The 15,114-nt window shown below is 69.1% G+C and carries 15 protein-coding genes; 3 read left to right on the plus strand and 12 right to left on the minus strand.

Annotated features, from left to right (window positions below; genetic code table 11):
* Position 1 precedes the first annotated feature (1 nt).
* From MEBOL_RS06110 to MEBOL_RS06120, 3 genes are all read right to left on the minus strand, one after another.
* Complete coding sequence (locus tag MEBOL_RS06110) at positions 2-1,102, minus strand: zinc-binding metallopeptidase family protein (RefSeq protein WP_095976524.1); 1,101 nt, start codon at positions 1,100-1,102, stop codon at positions 2-4.
* Positions 1,103-1,175: 73 nt separating this feature from the next.
* Positions 1,176-1,955, minus strand: coding sequence for a dienelactone hydrolase family protein (locus MEBOL_RS06115; RefSeq protein WP_095976525.1), 780 nt, complete (start codon positions 1,953-1,955; stop codon positions 1,176-1,178).
* Positions 1,956-2,123: 168 nt separating this feature from the next.
* Complete coding sequence (locus tag MEBOL_RS06120) at positions 2,124-2,543, minus strand: PEGA domain-containing protein (protein WP_095976526.1); 420 nt, start codon at positions 2,541-2,543, stop codon at positions 2,124-2,126.
* A 303-nt stretch (positions 2,544-2,846) separates the two neighbouring features.
* Here MEBOL_RS06120 and MEBOL_RS06125 point away from each other — a divergent pair, with 303 nt between their 5' ends.
* Both MEBOL_RS06125 and MEBOL_RS06130 read left to right on the plus strand, forming a co-directional pair.
* A complete protein-coding gene (locus MEBOL_RS06125) occupies positions 2,847-3,197 on the plus strand; it encodes a hypothetical protein (protein WP_095976527.1) in 351 nt (116 codons plus the stop codon).
* A 151-nt stretch (positions 3,198-3,348) separates the two neighbouring features.
* On the plus strand, positions 3,349-3,840 hold the full coding sequence (locus MEBOL_RS06130) for a hypothetical protein (RefSeq protein WP_095976528.1): 492 nt from the start codon (positions 3,349-3,351) through the stop codon (positions 3,838-3,840).
* Between the two features lie 6 nt (positions 3,841-3,846).
* On the opposite strand, the gene dbpA is transcribed toward MEBOL_RS06130, so the two are convergent.
* The 3 genes from dbpA to MEBOL_RS06145 are packed head-to-tail and all read right to left on the minus strand — an operon-like array spanning position 3,847 to position 7,559.
* Positions 3,847-5,235 (minus strand): ATP-dependent RNA helicase DbpA, encoded by a 1,389-nt coding sequence (gene dbpA, locus MEBOL_RS06135; protein WP_095976529.1) that lies wholly within the window; start codon positions 5,233-5,235, stop codon positions 3,847-3,849.
* A gap of 12 nt (positions 5,236-5,247) precedes the next feature.
* On the minus strand, positions 5,248-6,717 hold the full coding sequence (locus tag MEBOL_RS06140; RefSeq protein WP_095976530.1) for a putative metal-binding motif-containing protein: 1,470 nt from the start codon (positions 6,715-6,717) through the stop codon (positions 5,248-5,250).
* Positions 6,714-7,559, minus strand: a complete 846-nt coding sequence (locus MEBOL_RS06145; RefSeq protein ID WP_157774791.1) for a hypothetical protein — start codon at positions 7,557-7,559, stop codon at positions 6,714-6,716. The genes MEBOL_RS06140 and MEBOL_RS06145 overlap by 4 nt, the downstream gene beginning before the upstream one ends.
* A 151-nt stretch (positions 7,560-7,710) precedes the next feature.
* Here MEBOL_RS06145 and MEBOL_RS06150 point away from each other — a divergent pair, with 151 nt between their 5' ends.
* Positions 7,711-9,168: a serine/threonine protein kinase gene (locus MEBOL_RS06150; RefSeq protein WP_245919500.1), complete on the plus strand. Its 1,458-nt coding sequence runs from the start codon at positions 7,711-7,713 to the stop codon at positions 9,166-9,168.
* 39 nt (positions 9,169-9,207) lie between these two features.
* Here MEBOL_RS06150 and MEBOL_RS06155 read toward each other — a convergent pair whose 3' ends face one another.
* The 6 genes from MEBOL_RS06155 to MEBOL_RS06180 form a co-directional block, all read right to left on the minus strand.
* Entirely contained in the window at positions 9,208-10,032 is an 825-nt protein-coding gene (locus tag MEBOL_RS06155; protein ID WP_170115456.1) for a DUF7107 domain-containing protein, read from the minus strand.
* 73 nt (positions 10,033-10,105) lie between these two features.
* On the minus strand, positions 10,106-11,761 hold the full coding sequence (locus MEBOL_RS06160; protein WP_095976534.1) for a hypothetical protein: 1,656 nt from the start codon (positions 11,759-11,761) through the stop codon (positions 10,106-10,108).
* Positions 11,762-11,774: 13 nt separating this feature from the next.
* Complete coding sequence (locus MEBOL_RS06165; RefSeq protein ID WP_095976535.1) at positions 11,775-12,491, minus strand: lycopene cyclase domain-containing protein; 717 nt, start codon at positions 12,489-12,491, stop codon at positions 11,775-11,777.
* The gene (locus MEBOL_RS06170) at positions 12,481-13,383 is read right to left on the minus strand and encodes a prenyltransferase (RefSeq protein ID WP_095976536.1); all 903 of its coding nucleotides are present in this window, start codon (positions 13,381-13,383) and stop codon (positions 12,481-12,483) included. The genes MEBOL_RS06165 and MEBOL_RS06170 overlap by 11 nt, the downstream gene beginning before the upstream one ends.
* Positions 13,383-14,108: a ferrochelatase gene (locus tag MEBOL_RS06175; RefSeq protein ID WP_245919502.1), complete on the minus strand. Its 726-nt coding sequence runs from the start codon at positions 14,106-14,108 to the stop codon at positions 13,383-13,385. Before MEBOL_RS06175 ends, MEBOL_RS06170 begins: the two co-directional genes overlap by 1 nt.
* Positions 14,105-15,028, minus strand: coding sequence for a prenyltransferase (locus MEBOL_RS06180; protein ID WP_245919505.1), 924 nt, complete (start codon positions 15,026-15,028; stop codon positions 14,105-14,107). The genes MEBOL_RS06175 and MEBOL_RS06180 overlap by 4 nt, the downstream gene beginning before the upstream one ends.
* Positions 15,029-15,114: the final 86 nt, after the last annotated feature.

Raw genomic sequence — 15,114 nt, forward strand, 5'->3', positions numbered from 1 at the left:
CCTACTGCATGGCCGTCAAGGCGTTCATCGCCGCCACCTTCGCGGGGAAGAGGAGGGCGTGGACGAAGCGGAGTTTCCCCATGACCGCGGGCGCCAGGACGAAGGGATACAGGTCCGGCTGGCCCATGCTCTGGTTGAGGCTGTTGACCGCGTACGTCAGGGGCAGCCACGCCTTGAGCAGGCCGTCGAAGTCCGGCTGCTGATAGGGGTCGACCTCGATCTCCATCGTGAGCGCGGAGTCCCGCGCACCCCGAGGCTGGACGCGCAGCCCGAACGCATGCGCCGTCTCCAGGGTGTCCACGATGTGCAGGTAGTGCGCCCAGGTCTCCGCGAAGTCCTCCCACGGGTGGGCACTGGCGTAGCCACTCACGAAGCGCTGCCGCCAATCCTTCGGAGGACCCTCGGCGTAATGCGTCGTCAGGCTGGCGCCATAATCCTGGCGCTCATCGCCGAACAACTCGCGGAAGGTCTCCATCCACGGACCGCCCTGGACCAACCGCTCCCAGTAGTAGTGGCCCACCTCGTGGCGGAAGTGCCCGAGCAACGTGCGATAGGGCTCCGCCAGATCGCGGCGGTGGCGCTCGCGCTCGGCATCATCCGCCTCGGTGACGTCGATGGTGATCAACCCCGAGGCGTGACCCGTGACGATCGGAGCCTGTCCCGCCCCCTGCCCTTCCGGACGGGCGAGGAAGTCGAAGGCGAGACCCACGTTCGGATCCTCGAACTTGCTCGTGACCGGCAGACCGAGCCGGAGCAAGCCGTACACGAGCTGGTGCTTGGCGACCTCCAACCGCCGCCAGCGCGACAGGTTGTCGCCCTCGGTCAGCACGGGGATCGTCCGGTTGAGCCGGCAGGCGCGGCAATACGCGTCGGAACTCTCGGCGGGCACCAGCCAGTTGCACGCGGAATGGGCGGCATTGGCACAGAACCGGGATGGTTGCTCGGGCGCGGCCAGCGGGCGCCAGCACTCCCCCTCCAGCGGAGTCAGGGCACTCAGGGTCGTCAAGCCCGGCAGATAGCCCAGGGCATGTCCACAGCGCTCACACCGGGTGTTGCTGAAGTACACCATCAAGCCGCACTGCTGGCAGTTGAAGATCTTCATCTCGAGGAGGGCGTGAGTTGGAGCGGAACGTCCGTGACGGGGTGGGCATTCCTCGCCCACCCCGCCGGAGGGATTACTTGCCGAAGACCTCGGCGAAGAAGTTGTTCATCGCCAGGAAGGCCCGCTTGGCCACCTTCTCGTTGTACTGGGACTGGCCCGGAACATTGGCCTCGCGCTCGGAGAAGCTGTGCACCGCGCCGCCGTAGGCCACCAGCTCCCAGTCCGCCTTGGCCTTGCGCATCTCGTCCTCGAAGCCACTCACCTCGGCGGCGGGAACGAACGGATCATCCGCGCCGTGCAGCGCGAGCACCTTGGCCTTCACCGCGCCCTCGGCCGCCGGCATGGGCGCGTCCAGACCGCCGTGGAAGGACACCACGCCCGCGATCGGCGTCCCGCTGCGCGCCAGCTCCAGCACGCTCGTTCCGCCGAAGCAGAAGCCGATGGCGCCCAGCTTCTTCGCGTCGACTCCCGCCGCCTTGCCCTCGGCGCGCAGCACCTCCAGCGCCTTGTTCACGCGGGCCCGCATGAGGTTGCGATCCCCCTTCACCGCGCCAGCCGCCTGCCCCGCCTCCTGCTGGTTCTTGGGGCGCACGGACTCGCCGTACATGTCGGTGACGAAGACGATGTACTGCTTGCCCGCGATCTCCGTCGCGTGCTTGAGGTTGGGTGCGTTGATGCCCAACCAGTTGGGCACCATCACCAGCCCCGGACGCGAGCCCTTCACCGCGTCGTCGTAGACCAGCACGCCCTCGAACTTCGTCCCGTCCAGCTCGTACTTCACCGGCTTCTGCACCGGCTTGGCCACCGCCGTCAGGGCCATCAGGCCCACCATCACTCCGAGTACTCGCTTCATGTTGTTCTCCTCCGGAAGGGAAAAAAGCGCCCGATGACTGTGCGCTGTGCCGCGCATTTGCAAGCCGATTCGCGGCGTCCCGGGACTCCGCCGGGAAAAACAAAGCCCCGAGGCACCTGGAGGGCGCTCGGGGCGTGACGGCTTTCAGGACATCGGGGACCGCGGTGCTCAGCGATAGGCAGCGCGGCGAGCCGCCCGGGCCGGCGCGGGCGCTGCTTCCCCTCGAACCGGCTCGACCTCCTCGCGCAGTTCGACGCTGTACAGGGGCTTGTAGTCGGCGGCCCAGAACAGCGTGGCGAAGACGGGAAACACGAACAAGCCCCCGACGATTCCTCCCGCGGTCCGGACGCTGTTCCACTGGTCCCGCCGGATGGTGACGTACTCGGGAGCGTACCCCTCCAGTTCCAGCACGAAGCTCTCCGTGTGATTGACCGTCGCCGAGTCGCTGTGCTCGTACGGCGTCCGCCCCAAGAGCTCACCCGAGCGGGACTTGACCCGGGCACCGCTGGGGTCGGAGCGAATCACCGTCGTGCTCGCGCAGCCGGTGGTGAGAACGAGGAGGAGCGGGACGGACATCAGACGACGCATGGGGAGGACCTTCCGTGAAAGGGGGTTGCGCCGCCCGTGTGCAGCCGTCCTGCCACCCGCCTCGCTCAATCCTTTGGAGCACTTGAGCGCCCGGCCCCATCTCGTTCGCGAGGAGCGCGTCCCGAAGAACGGACCAGTGGGCCCCGCTCGATTCCGACGAGGCGGTCATCTTCCAGCCTTCCGCACATGCCTTCGCACACTCGAAGTCAGCACCCCTTCCGGTTGCTGGCCAAGCGCCGCGGAGCCGTAGTATGTGCGCGCCCGATCACATCCATTCCGTCAGGAATGAGGAGCAAGTCCACCATGAAGAAGTTCCTTGGAGTCGTGGCCTTCGCGGCGCTGGCGCTGACCGGTTGTGGGACCATCTGCGACGACATGCTGGATGCGTCCGACGCCTACGCGACGAAGTACAGCCCGTGCAGCACCACGCTCGATTCCATCTTCGGCAATGAGGCGTTCAACGTCACCCAGTGTGAGCGCACCATCGACAAGTGCACGGACGCGGAGAAGGACGCGCTCAGCGCGTACGCCGACTGTCTGCGCGAGCTGCCCGAGTGCTCCCCGGGCACGAAGGACGCCTTCAGGAACGCGGAGGAGGGTTGCTACCTGCTGATCAAGGACAAGGTCGGCAACACCTGCAAGAGCGCGCTGTAAGCCGCTGACTCCGCCGAGGGCGGCCTCGGAATTCTGAGAGCCGCCCTCGGGTTGCGCGAGGCTTTCTCCGCGCAACCCCCCGTTTTCCCGAGCCCCGCCCGTGAGCGCGTGCGTTGCATATCCCGGCAACCCCTCTCTGGAGGCTCGCACGATGACGAAGATGTTGGGCACCCTGGTTCCCCTGCTCGCGATCCTGGCCGGTTGCGGCCAACCCGACGACCCCCGCCTGTTCTGGACCCCGGACCTTCGCGAGGCCACGCTCTCGCTCGGGGATGGCTACACCTTCACCACGCGCTACACCTACGTCCCCTCGACCGCGAAGCTCAGCGCGCACTGGACCCGCAACGGCGCCGATGGCTTCCGCGAGAAGATCGCGGAGGTGCAGCTCTTTCCGGAGCAGGCCCTGTGGCTCGAGGAGCGGCTGAGCAACGTGCGGCCCCAGCGGCCCTCGTCCACCGGCGACTGCTGGAACGACGTGGCGACCCTGAGCCTCCGGCTCGTGGACCACTCGGGCGAGTCACGCCTGTACTTCACGGACCCCGTCAAGGAGAGCTGTGAGCCCTCGCGCGAGTTCCTGAACAAGCAGGACGTGCTCGGCGTGCTCGACGCCTTCGACGAACTGCTCCCCACGCCCGAGCTGTAACGGGCGCTATCTCACCCAGTCGATGCGCTGCTTGCGTCCCTTGATCCACCCATCGCGCAGCCGCTGGAGCGCGACGCGCACGATGCCCTTGGCGACGGCGACATAGGACAAGCGATCCTGGATCTCGATCTTCCCCACGTCGGAGGCGTTCAGCCCGCCCGCCTCCCCCGTCAGGGCTCCGAGGATATCCCCCGGCCGCATCTTGTCCTTGCGGCCCGCGGAGATGCAGAGCGTCTCCCAGGGCGCCGCGAGTGACACGCCGCTCGCCGGGTCTTCCGGGGGCAGGGACTCCGCGCTCGCGCGCTCCAGCTTCACGCCCATCCCCTGCTCCAGGGTCTCGACCTTTCGGTCGTCCTTCGGCGTGACGAGCGACAGGGCCAGCCCCCTTCGTCCCGCGCGGCCCGTGCGGCCAATGCGGTGCACGTAGGGCTCGGGCTGCGAGGGCAGATCGAAGTTGACGACGGCATCCAACGCCTCGACGTCGATGCCCCGGCCCGCCACATCCGTCGCGACGAGAACCCGGATGCTGTGATTGCGAAAGCGCGCCATGACGCGATCCCGCTCACTCTGCTCCAGGTCTCCCTGGAGACCATCCGCGCTCACTCCGGCCTCCCGAAGCGCGCGCGTCAGCTCGACCACCGTCGCCTTGAGGTTGCAGAACACGATGGCGGACACGGGCTGGTAGTGCCGGAGCAGCCGGAGCAGGAGCGCCGTCTTCTCCTCGGGCGCGCACATGTACCCCAGTTGTTGGATGTCGGGCGCGGCGGCGCCCTCCTCCACGACGGTCACACGCGTGGGCTCCTTCTGGAAGGTCCGGCTCAAGTCCTCGATGGTGTCGGGGAACGTCGCGGAGAAGAGCACGGTCTGCCGCGTGGGCGGAGTGGCGCCGAGGATGCGCTCCATGTCCTCCCGGAAGCCCATGTCGAGCATCCGGTCGGCCTCATCCAGCACCACGGTGGAAAGCTGACCCGTGTCCAGCGCCTCCCGTTGGAGGAGATCCAGGATACGGCCCGGCGTGCCCACGGCCAGGTGGGCACCCTTCTCCAGCGCGTCCAACTGAGGGCGAATGGGCTGGCCTCCCGCGAGCACGAGCACCTGGAGTCCGGGCAGCCGCCGGCCCAACCGGCGGATCTCTCCGGCGACCTGCGCGCAGAGCTCCCGCGTGGGACAGAGCACGAGCCCCTGGAGCCGCCGTCGCGACAGGTGCGTCTTGTGCAGCAGGGGCAGCGCGAAGGCCGCCGTCTTGCCGCTGCCCGTCTTCGCCTGACCGACGAGATCCCGCCCCGCCAACAACACGGGGATGCTCTGGGACTGGATGGGCGTGGCGGTCCGGAAGTTCAGTTCCTCGAGGACTTGCAGCAGCGGCGGAGCGAGGGACAGCGAGGAGAAATCCATCGAGATATCGGCTCAGGGGGCACAGAAGTGGAGGAGGGCGGCCTCGTCCGGAGCGCCCGGTTCCGAGACGTTCTTCCGGGTGAAGGTCACGTAACGGGAGGAGTCCGGCAGGACGACGAGCGTCTGGTTCTCGCTCTCGGTTGGCAACAACAACGTGGCGGTCGCGCTCGTCGAATCCGCCGACAACGGGGCGACGGAGAGAGTGTCATGCGACATGCCCTCGTCCCGCCAGGAGAACAACGCGAACCCCGGCAGTCCCGTCTTCGGATTCAGCCCCAACCACGCGCGCCGGATGGCGTGCGGGTCCGTGTAGTGCGTCGCCTCCGGGGAGCAGTTGCTGGTGTCGGACGAGGACGAGACGACACAGCGCACCGAGACGATCTCGGAGACGGGAGACGAATCCCGCTTCTGGACGAAATACACACGGACGCCGAGCGACTTGTCCACGCCATCGGCGATGAAGGGCGAGTGGGTCAAGGACCCGGGCACATGCAGCGGAATACTCACCGTGGGCACCGTGGAGTCGCCGACGGAGAATTGATGCAGGAACCGTTGACCACCGCGCTCGTGGGCCACGAGGAAGCCGGTCCCCGTCTCGTTCGCCGTGGCATGCAGGCCGAACTGCTCGGTGGCCGAGCCAAGGACCCGGATGTCCAGCACGGAGGAATCCTTCTTGCCGAGGACGACCGCCCAGAGTTCCCGAGAGTCCTGACCGTCCTCGCTCGGCGCGGCCTGGTTGCTCCACTCGGCCAACAAGAGGATCTGCCCCGCGTTGTCGGTGATCCTCATATCCCGGAGGAAGGAGAACTTGGTGCTGAACGTCACGGTCGACGGGGAAGTGATTCGCTGCCCCTTGCGGTCCAACGCGACACGCCGGAGCAGGAACCGTTCCGTGCCCACCACATGCTCCACCCAGACCACCACGGCGGAATCCGCCGAGTAGGACAGGAGCGCGTGACCCAGGATGAGGGTGCTCTTATCCATGGGCCCGAAGGACTCGCTCAAGCGAGGCGACTGCCCTGGCTCCAGGACGCGCACCAGGATGTCTCCGCCCTCCACCGAGGTGGTGAGCAAGGATGACGTGCCGAGGAAGACCGTGGCGTTCAGCGCGAAGCCGGGCGAGGGACGCTCGAACAATCGGCTGACGAGATCCACCGTTCCATCGCAGTCGTTGTCCAGGCCGTCACAGACCTCGGCCACCGCCGTCGTCTCCCCTTCACAGGCCCCGAAGGAGCCCTGCTCCCCACACGTCCGCGTCCCCTCGCGGCACTCGCCCACCCCCGAGCCACAGGACTCCGTCGTCCCGGGCATGCAGGCCAGCTGATCCGGCCGCAGGCATTGTGTGCCAACGCAGACCTGCCCCGCTGGACAGGCGAACTCCGCGCTGCACGCATAGGGAGGAGACGTGGCCTCGATTTCCTCGAGGGTTGGCACGGTGCAGCCAACGAGACAGGCGAGCAACACGACCAGGGCGTGCTTCACGGGGAACCTCCTCCCGAGGCGACGGGATGGGAAGCGGGCGAGAGGTTGGGAAAGAGGAAGACGGCGAGCGCGCCCAACGCCGCGGCGCTCGCCGTCCCAATGAGGATGTTGGCGGCGAGCGCCTGGTTCTCGGCGCTCCGCAGGCGCTCGGTGCGCTCACCGTAGTAGAGGGTTTCCCTCGCGAAGCGCACGTTGGTCGAGGATTGCAGGCCGAAGAAGCCCGCCGCGCCGCCCGCCACCGCGCCCGTGCCCAGCAGGGCCAGGGTCAGCACGGAGCCGCGCCCGGAGACGCGCTCGGAGCCAGCGGACACATAGGCGGGCGGGGCGGTGGACGCCGTGGGCGGGGCGGTGAGCTCCGGCGACTTGTCCGCGGCCGGCTGCTCCGGACGATCCGTCGGGGGCGGGGCAGCTCCCAGATCGTGCAGCACCGCCTGGCGGATCTCCTCGAAATCACGCTCCACCCGGGGGGACACCTTCACGGGCAGCTGCGCCGCGGGCTGGAGGTAGAGCCCGGTGCGGAAGGAAGCCAGGGACGCGTCCCGGTCTCCCAGCTCCGCCTGCACGATGCCCAGATACAGCGCCACGGGCACCTCCTGCTCGACGCCCTTGGCCACGGCGCGAGCGCGCGTGAACTTCTCCAGGGCCTGCTCGTACTCGAACTTCTGGTAGAGCCGGACGGCCGAGGAGAACAGGCTCTGGAAATCACCCTTCGCGGGAGCCTTGCGCGAGGGCGTCTTGCGGGCGGGCGTGCTGGGCGCGGCGAGCCCCTGCATCGGCAGGGCGGCCACGAGGCCCAGGGCCAGCACCCGTGCGGGCACGCGTCGCGGGAAACGAACGGTCATGGCGCCAAGGTATCAGGTGCGGACCTGACACTGGCAGTCCTCTCCGCGCCAGACGCGATGTGCCTATGATGCGGGCGCACTCGCGGCGCGGGAGATCGCATTGGCGCACGTTGGGAAATACCACCTGGTCAGCAAGCTCGCGACAGGGGGCATGGCGGAGGTATTCCTCGCCAAGGTCGAAGGCCCCATGGGCTTCGAGAAGTCGCTCGTCCTCAAGCGGATCCTTCCGCACCTCGCGGAGAACGAGCAGTTCGTGGAGATGTTCTTCACCGAGGCCCGCGTGGCCGCGCAGCTCAACCACCCCCACATCGTGCAGATCTTCGACTTCGGTCAGGCCGAGGACACCTACTACCTGGCGATGGAGTACATCGACGGGCCCGACCTGCGCGCCCTGTCACGCAGGTCCGTGCGCGGAAAGGAGCCCCTGCCCCCCGCCTTCTGCGCCAAGGTCATCGCCGCCGCGTGCGAGGGCCTGGCCTTCGCCCATGACTTCGTGGACTCCTCCAGTGGCGAGCCCCTGGGGCTCATTCACCGCGACATCAGCCCCGACAACATCCTGCTGTCGCGCCAGGGCACCGTGAAGGTGGTGGACTTCGGCATCGCCAAGGCCGCCAACCAGAGCCATAAGACGACCACGGGCCTCATCAAGGGGAAGCTGGCCTACATGCCACCGGAGCAGCTCCAGGGCATGTCGCTCGACCGGCGCGTGGACGTGTACTCGCTCGGGATGGTGCTCTACGAATTGCTCACGGGCACCTACCCCTTCGACGCCAACACCGACGTGAGCATGATGCAGGCCATCCTGTACGAGCCGCAGGTGTCCGCGGCCACGCGCCGGCCGGAGTTACCCACGGAGCTGGTGCGCATCCTCGGCAAGGCCCTGGCCAAGGAGCGCGAGCAGCGCTACGCGGATTGCATCGCCTTCCAGACGGACCTGGAGCGCTTCATCCGCTCCACCGGAGAGTCCGTGGGCGCACGGGACCTGGCGCAGGTGGTGGAGAAGTACTGCCCGAGAAACCCGGAGTCTCCCAGGAGCGCGCCCATCGAAAGAGCCGCGCTCCAGACCCTCCCCGAGCATCCACCGCCCGAAACACCCGCGCCCCCTTCCCGCCGGGGCCGCATCGCGCTGGGAATCGCCCTGGGCGGACTGGTGCTCGCCGCGGGCACGGGGGTCGTGCTCGTCCGGGGACCCGGGACGTCACCCACGCCCGTGGCCGCCGCTCCTCCGCCGCGTCCCGTGGTCGAGCCCGCCGCCGTTGCACCGCCGCCCCCCGAACCCACTCCGGAGCCCACTCCAGAACCCGCTCCGGAGCCCCAGGCCGCGCCGCCCGTCATCGCCGAGAAGGCACCGGAGAAGCCCCCCGGGGTGGAGCCCGCCCCCGTCAGGGTTCCCCAGAAGGGGAAGCTCACGATCCGCGTCCGGCCGTATGCCACCGTGTTCCTGGATGGCACGGCACTCGGACAGACACCGCTCGCGCCCGTGACACTCTCCGCGGGAACACACACCCTGCGGCTCATCAACCGGGATCTCGACAAGGACGTCACCCGCACCGTCGAGGTCAAACCCGGCCAGCCCACCCTCTTCACGCTCGACTTCCAGGCGGACTGAGGCGCGAGGGCCGCGGTGGCGCGCGGCCCCCGGTGAGGCTCAGATCTCGCAGGCGCCTTCCACGCAGCGCTCGCCCGAGGGGCAGTCGCAGTTGACGGCGCAGGCCGCGCCGCTGCCCGGAGTGCTCGAGGGCATGCAGTAGCCCACCTTGCAGGCGAAGCCCGAGGAGCACGCCGTGCTGGAGGCGCAGGGCGCGCGGCAGGTGCCATCCACGCAGTCATTGCCCGTGGCGCATTGCGCGGCGACCGTGCACGTGGTCTCCGGCCGCGGACGGCACAGGTTGCTCGAGCACATGTCCGAGGAGGCGCAGTCCGCGTCGGAAGCGCAGCCGCGCACGCACGCGCTGTTGATGCAGTAGTGGCCCGAGGCACAGTCGGTGTTGCGCACGCAGGCGGGCGCCGCTCCTCCGTCCGAGGCCGGGGGCGTCCCCGCGTCGCTGGCGGGAGGAGGCGTGCAGGTGCCCGCGTCCGGCCGAGGAGTTCCGCCATCCGAGGGGCGCGTGCCGCCATCGGTGGGCTTGCCCTTCACCTGGCAGTAGAAGCCATCGCACACGTAGCCCGAGCCGCAGTCCGCGTCGCGCTTGCACGGCCGGTTGCACACCCCGTTGATGCAGGTGTCACCACGAGAGCAGTCATTCGAGGAGCGGCACGTCTGGGCGTCGGCGGTCTTCTCCTCACACTTGCCGCGCATGCAGTACTGGGTGGAGCGACAGTCCGAGTCGTCGACGCAGGATGTGGAAAAGCCATCGTCCCATCCGGAGCCACCCGAGGGGCCATCGACGAAGACACATCCGGCCGAGAAGCCCACTGCGAGCGCGAGCAGCGACAACCACCGGGAGACAGAAGGGGAAGCAACGTTCGGCATGGGGCACTCCATCGGGCGGCCACGCACCGGCTCCTGGATCTGGAGCACCGGGCCGCTGGTTTCCTGGATTGGATCAGAGTTCGGCCCGGGACGCAGGCGAAACCAGACGCGACGCCGCCTTCTGGACGGTTACGTCCCAGGCGGCATCGGGTCCACGGGCCGACTTGAAGTAGTCGCTCACGAACAGAAAGTTCTCGGGCCGCCGGAGCTTGCCCTCCCGGAGGAGGGCGATGTCCTCCGGACGTCGGGACAGAAGGCACGCGTCCTCATCGCAGTACAGCACGGTGAAGCGCGACGTCAGCCGGGGCAGCGCGGGATCATCGCGCCGGAGCAGCACGAGTTCCGTCCCGTAGCGCTCCACCGTCGCCAGGGGATCCTTCTTGTCGTACCCGAGGTTGATGTTCGTCGCGATCATCTCGCCCGAGTAGGCCATGACGTGGCGGCCGTCACAGGCGACGCGCGAGTCCGGTGCCGCCCACAGCAACAAGCCGCCCCAGTCGAAGTCGTTCCAGACCCGGCCCGACAGGCCGTTGAGCCGCATCACGGCGATGGCGTTGGCTGGATTGCGAAAGGGCCACTCGATGAAGCCCAACGCCTCGGGCACCCGCAGGGCCCACAGCGCCAGCAGCGCCAGGGCGAGCACCCCCGAGAGCTTCACCGCCAGCGCGTCGAGGCGATCCATCCGGAGCGTCTTCACGCGGGCGAGCGCCGCCTCGAGCGAGACCGCCACGACGGGCGCGAGCAGCAGGGGCGCCATCCGCAGGTGCCGGCTCGCCGACAGGCTCGTCCCCACGGCCAGCACGAGCAGCATCCACAACCTCAACCGCCGGAAGGGCAGGAACACGAGCGCCAGCAGCAGCGAGAGCGCCAACAACACGAGCGCCACCTTCTCCGTGTACACGAGCGTCCCCACGGACCAGAGCGGAATCCACTCCCGGTCGAGCAGCCGGGCGGGGTCTCCCGACAACCGCAGGGTCTCGGTGACGAGCCGGGGGCCATACGGGGTCAGCAACGACGACAGGGCCGCGACCCCCGGCAGCACGGTCCACTCGCTCCAGTGCGGCGGCTTCTCGCCGCTCCAACCGAGCCGCGCCTCGAGCATGCGCGCACCGCACAGCCCCGCGAGCAGGAACCAGCCCGCGAGGAATCCTCCATGGAAATTGGCGGACAGGCCCACGAGCGGCGCGGAGATCCACAACGCGCGCCGGTTGCCCGACACGCCCGCGTACACCACCAGGGCGATCAGCGCGAAGCTGACGATCTGCGCGCGCACCAGCTCGAAGCCCATCCACATGAAGTGCACGGAGGCGAGCAGCACCACCATCCGCACCAGGCCTCCGGTGGCGACGGCGCGGATGCTCGCGGCCAGTCCCGCCACGGTGAGCGCCATCCATCCCCACTTGGCGGCGATGACGCCCGCCGCGCCCCATCGCGCGTGCAGCGCGTACAGCAGGACGTTGAAGGCCCACTGGTACATGACGAGCGGATGGCCGGGTTCGGTGAAGGTCTCGTCGTTCACCTGGGGGAACACCCCGGTGTTCGCCCACTCGCGGCCGAAGGCGAGCGTCCAACCCAGGTCCGAGTTCACCGGCGTGAAGGCGTTGGAGACCAGCGCGAGTCCGAGCCCCGCGCCCAACAGCGACAACCACGAGCTCACGCCAGAGGGCGCGCCAGGCTCGGGGGGAACCGGGGCCGCCTGGACGTCCTCGCTGGGATCGGGAGAAGCCATGTCCCGTGCCGGCTTACACGCTTCCGGGTCCGGCGGGAAGCGCACCCCGCCGCCGGGGCGCGAACCCGAGGCCGAAGGCCCAGGCGGGAAAGGCCGTGGCGGCCACACCCGCGCCGAATCCGTACAGCAACTCATCCAGGGGAACGCCGAGAAACCGGCCCGGGAGCAGCAGGCTCGGCCGCCACGTCCGCTCGAAGACCCCCGGCACGAGCCGCGCGAAGACCAGGCACAACACCAGGTAGATGGCCATCGACACCAGCCCCCCGAGCAGTCCGGGTCTCCTCAAATCCGGGCGCACGCCCAACAGGCCCCCGGCCCCCGCGACCATGGCCACCACCGAGGCATAGAGGATGGGCACCCCCACGCCCCGCAGCACTCCGGCCATCCCCAGCACGAGCACCAGCGCGCCCACGACCCGCCACACTGGCCGCCCCGCGTCCCGCCTCGGCACCACCGTCTGGCGGAACACCACCGCGTAGCCCGTGGAGGCGAAGGCGGCGAGCCCGGCCACGAACAACACATCCTCGATGCCAAAGCCGATCCGATCCGCCAGGTCGAACAGGAAGCGGGGCGTCCAATACTCCGGATAGAAGAGCCATTCGGTCGCCGCGAACGGGAGCGCGAACAGCACCGAGCGCTTCATCAGCCCGCGCAGGTCCGGGCGGCCCCACCCGATGAGGAGGCCCGGCACCAGGAACAGCACCGACAGCACCAGGAATTCATACGTCATGGCCGCCGTGGGGAAACGCGAGGCCGAGGATCACCCAGGCCACCACCGCCAGGGTGGCGAGGATGGCGGCCGAGACCCGGACGAGGATGCGCCGCGAGCCCGGGGGCGCGGGACGCACGCCCACCACCGCGAGCGCCGCGACCCCCGGCACGAGCCATCCCGCCCCCAGCCGCAGGCCCACGGACGCGAGACCGGCGGGGGCCAGCACCCATGTGAGTCCGTTGAGCGCCAGGATGACCCACGCGGCCCGCTCGCCGCCCACGCGGACGGGCAGCGTGCGCTTGTCACTGTCGCGATCCGAGGGCTCATCGGGCAGCGCGGTGGCGATGGAACAGGCCAGGTGGGTGGGCAGCAGCATCAGCGTGAGCGCCCACGGAAACCCGGACAGCTCGCCCCCCTGCGCGAGGTAGCCATACAGGGGCAGCACGCCGGCCACGCCCACCATCTGCAACAACTCCCCGCCCCCCCGATAGGACAGCTTCAATGGCGGATAGCTGTAGGCCCACAGCAGCGCCAGCGCCGCCCCGGCCAGCGCCATGAGCAGCGGCTCGTCCCGGAGCACCGCCAGGCCCAGGGACACGCCCATCAACCCCACCGCGCACACGATCGCGGCCCCGCCGAGCGCCCGGGACGACAGCCGTCCCTCGACGAGCACCCGCGAGCCCCCCGAGAAGAGCGTGGCCGTCCGGTTGCGGCGGTCGGTCTCCTGATCCGCCCAGTCGTTGGCGTAGACGATGAAGAGTTGATCGAACAGGCCGAAGAGCTGCACCGCCACGAGCGTGCCCAGCTCCAGTGCGCCCCCCCGCTCCCGCGCCGCGACGAACTGACCGAGCAACAAGGGCAGCGCGATGTACGACTGCGAGGGCAACCGGGACGCCTGGAGCCAGGCCATCACGAGGCATCCTCCCGAGTGATTCCCAGGCGCCGGGCGGTCTCGGCCCGCAGGTCCGAGAACGGCAATTCCCAGCGGCGCTCCCCATCCATGCGCCAAGCCTTCACGGGGATGAGGTCCTCCCGGGCGAGCATCTGGTGCAGCAACTCCTCCTCGTGGGGCTCGCGCAGAAAGGTGAAGGGATTGCGAAAGGCCGCCCCCTCGAGCTGTCCGTACTTGGCGTCGTTGTCCGAGATGAGCTCGACCAACGTCTGGCGCCGCGCGTCCAGATAGTCGAAGAACGCCAGATCGAAGGGACCGATGCCCGCGCGCACCAAGGGCTCGCGCGCCACCCAACGCGCCCAGTCGAAGCCGAACAGGAAATCGTGGGCGTAGCGGAAGCGCAGCTCGGACTTGTTGCCGAAACCCCGGAACAAGCCCACCACCCGGTGCGTGAACACCTCGATGTCCCGAGGCCCTCCGGCGCTCCACAGCCGGCACGCCAGATAGTCCAGGTCCCAGAAGATGTTGTCCGGAAAGTCCTCGATCAGCACGAGCACCACGTCCGTCAGCCCCCGGACGAACGCGCCCCCCCGCTCGCCCGCCTCCTGCCCGGCGAGCACCCGCGCCGCCAACTCCACCGGCAATGGCGCGCACTCGCGGGAAGTGTCGAGCGACGCCCGGACGCCCAGCAACGGACCCAGCCGCTCCAACTCCGCGAACGCCGTCTGAGGAAACGCGCTCACCTCCCGACCCCCCATGAGGCGGCGAGGACGCCCGCCGACAAGGTCAACGTGCTCCACCAGATGGCGCGGTGCAATTCCAGTTTGTACGCCGACTGCGCCCCGAACGCGTTCGTCACCGCGGCGGGACTCTGGCGCACCATCCTCGCGCCAAAGAACAACACCACCGGTACGGCCAGAACCCCCACCCCGAGCCGCACGGACCAGAGCAGCGCGCCCAACCCCACCAGCACCTCCGAGGCCCGGCGGACCCACGTGTTGCCCCACCCGGTGGTGAAGGTGCGCTTGCCTCCGGCGCGATCGCTCTCCTCATCGGACAAACCACTGGCGAGCGCGCTCGCCAGGGACAGCGCCAACAGGCCCGGGAGCAGTTCCATGAAGCGCGCGGGCGCCCAGCTCCCGCATTGCGCGTAGACATGCAACGCGGGCAGGACGCCCCCCACGCCCACCATCTCCAGCAACTCGCCACCGCCCCGGTAGTTGAGGCGCAGGGGAGGCAGCGTGTAGGCGGCGAAGAGGGCCAGGCACAGGGCCGCGAGCGGCAACAGCAGCGGACGCCCCAACCCGACGCCGCCCACCGCCGCCAGGACCAGCGCCACCCCACCCGCGCCCAGTCCCGCCCCGAGCACGGCACGCGCGGAAAGGATGCCGTCGGGGATCGTCTTCGGGGAACAGCCTCGGGGGAACATGCGGCGCTTGAGGGCGTCCACCTCCCGGTCCCCCCAATCGTTGAGCAACACGATGAAGGCGATGTCCGCGGCCGTCCACAGCACGCCCCAGGCGAGCGCGGGTCCCGACAGGCGTCCCGCGCTCGCCGCGCCCACGGCCTGTCCGAGGAGCGCGGGGACGAACACCTTCGGCCAGCTCGCCGGCTTCAGGGCGTACCACCATCGCGCCGCGGCCCCCATCGACTCGACCCCCACCACTCAGCCCTCCTTCCATCCAGTGGCGGCGTCCACCGATGAACACTCGCATGCGGCGCTTCACGCGCGCGGCATCGTCCCTACCT

This window comes from Melittangium boletus DSM 14713, assembly GCF_002305855.1.
Lineage (GTDB): Bacteria > Myxococcota > Myxococcia > Myxococcales > Myxococcaceae > Cystobacter > Cystobacter boletus.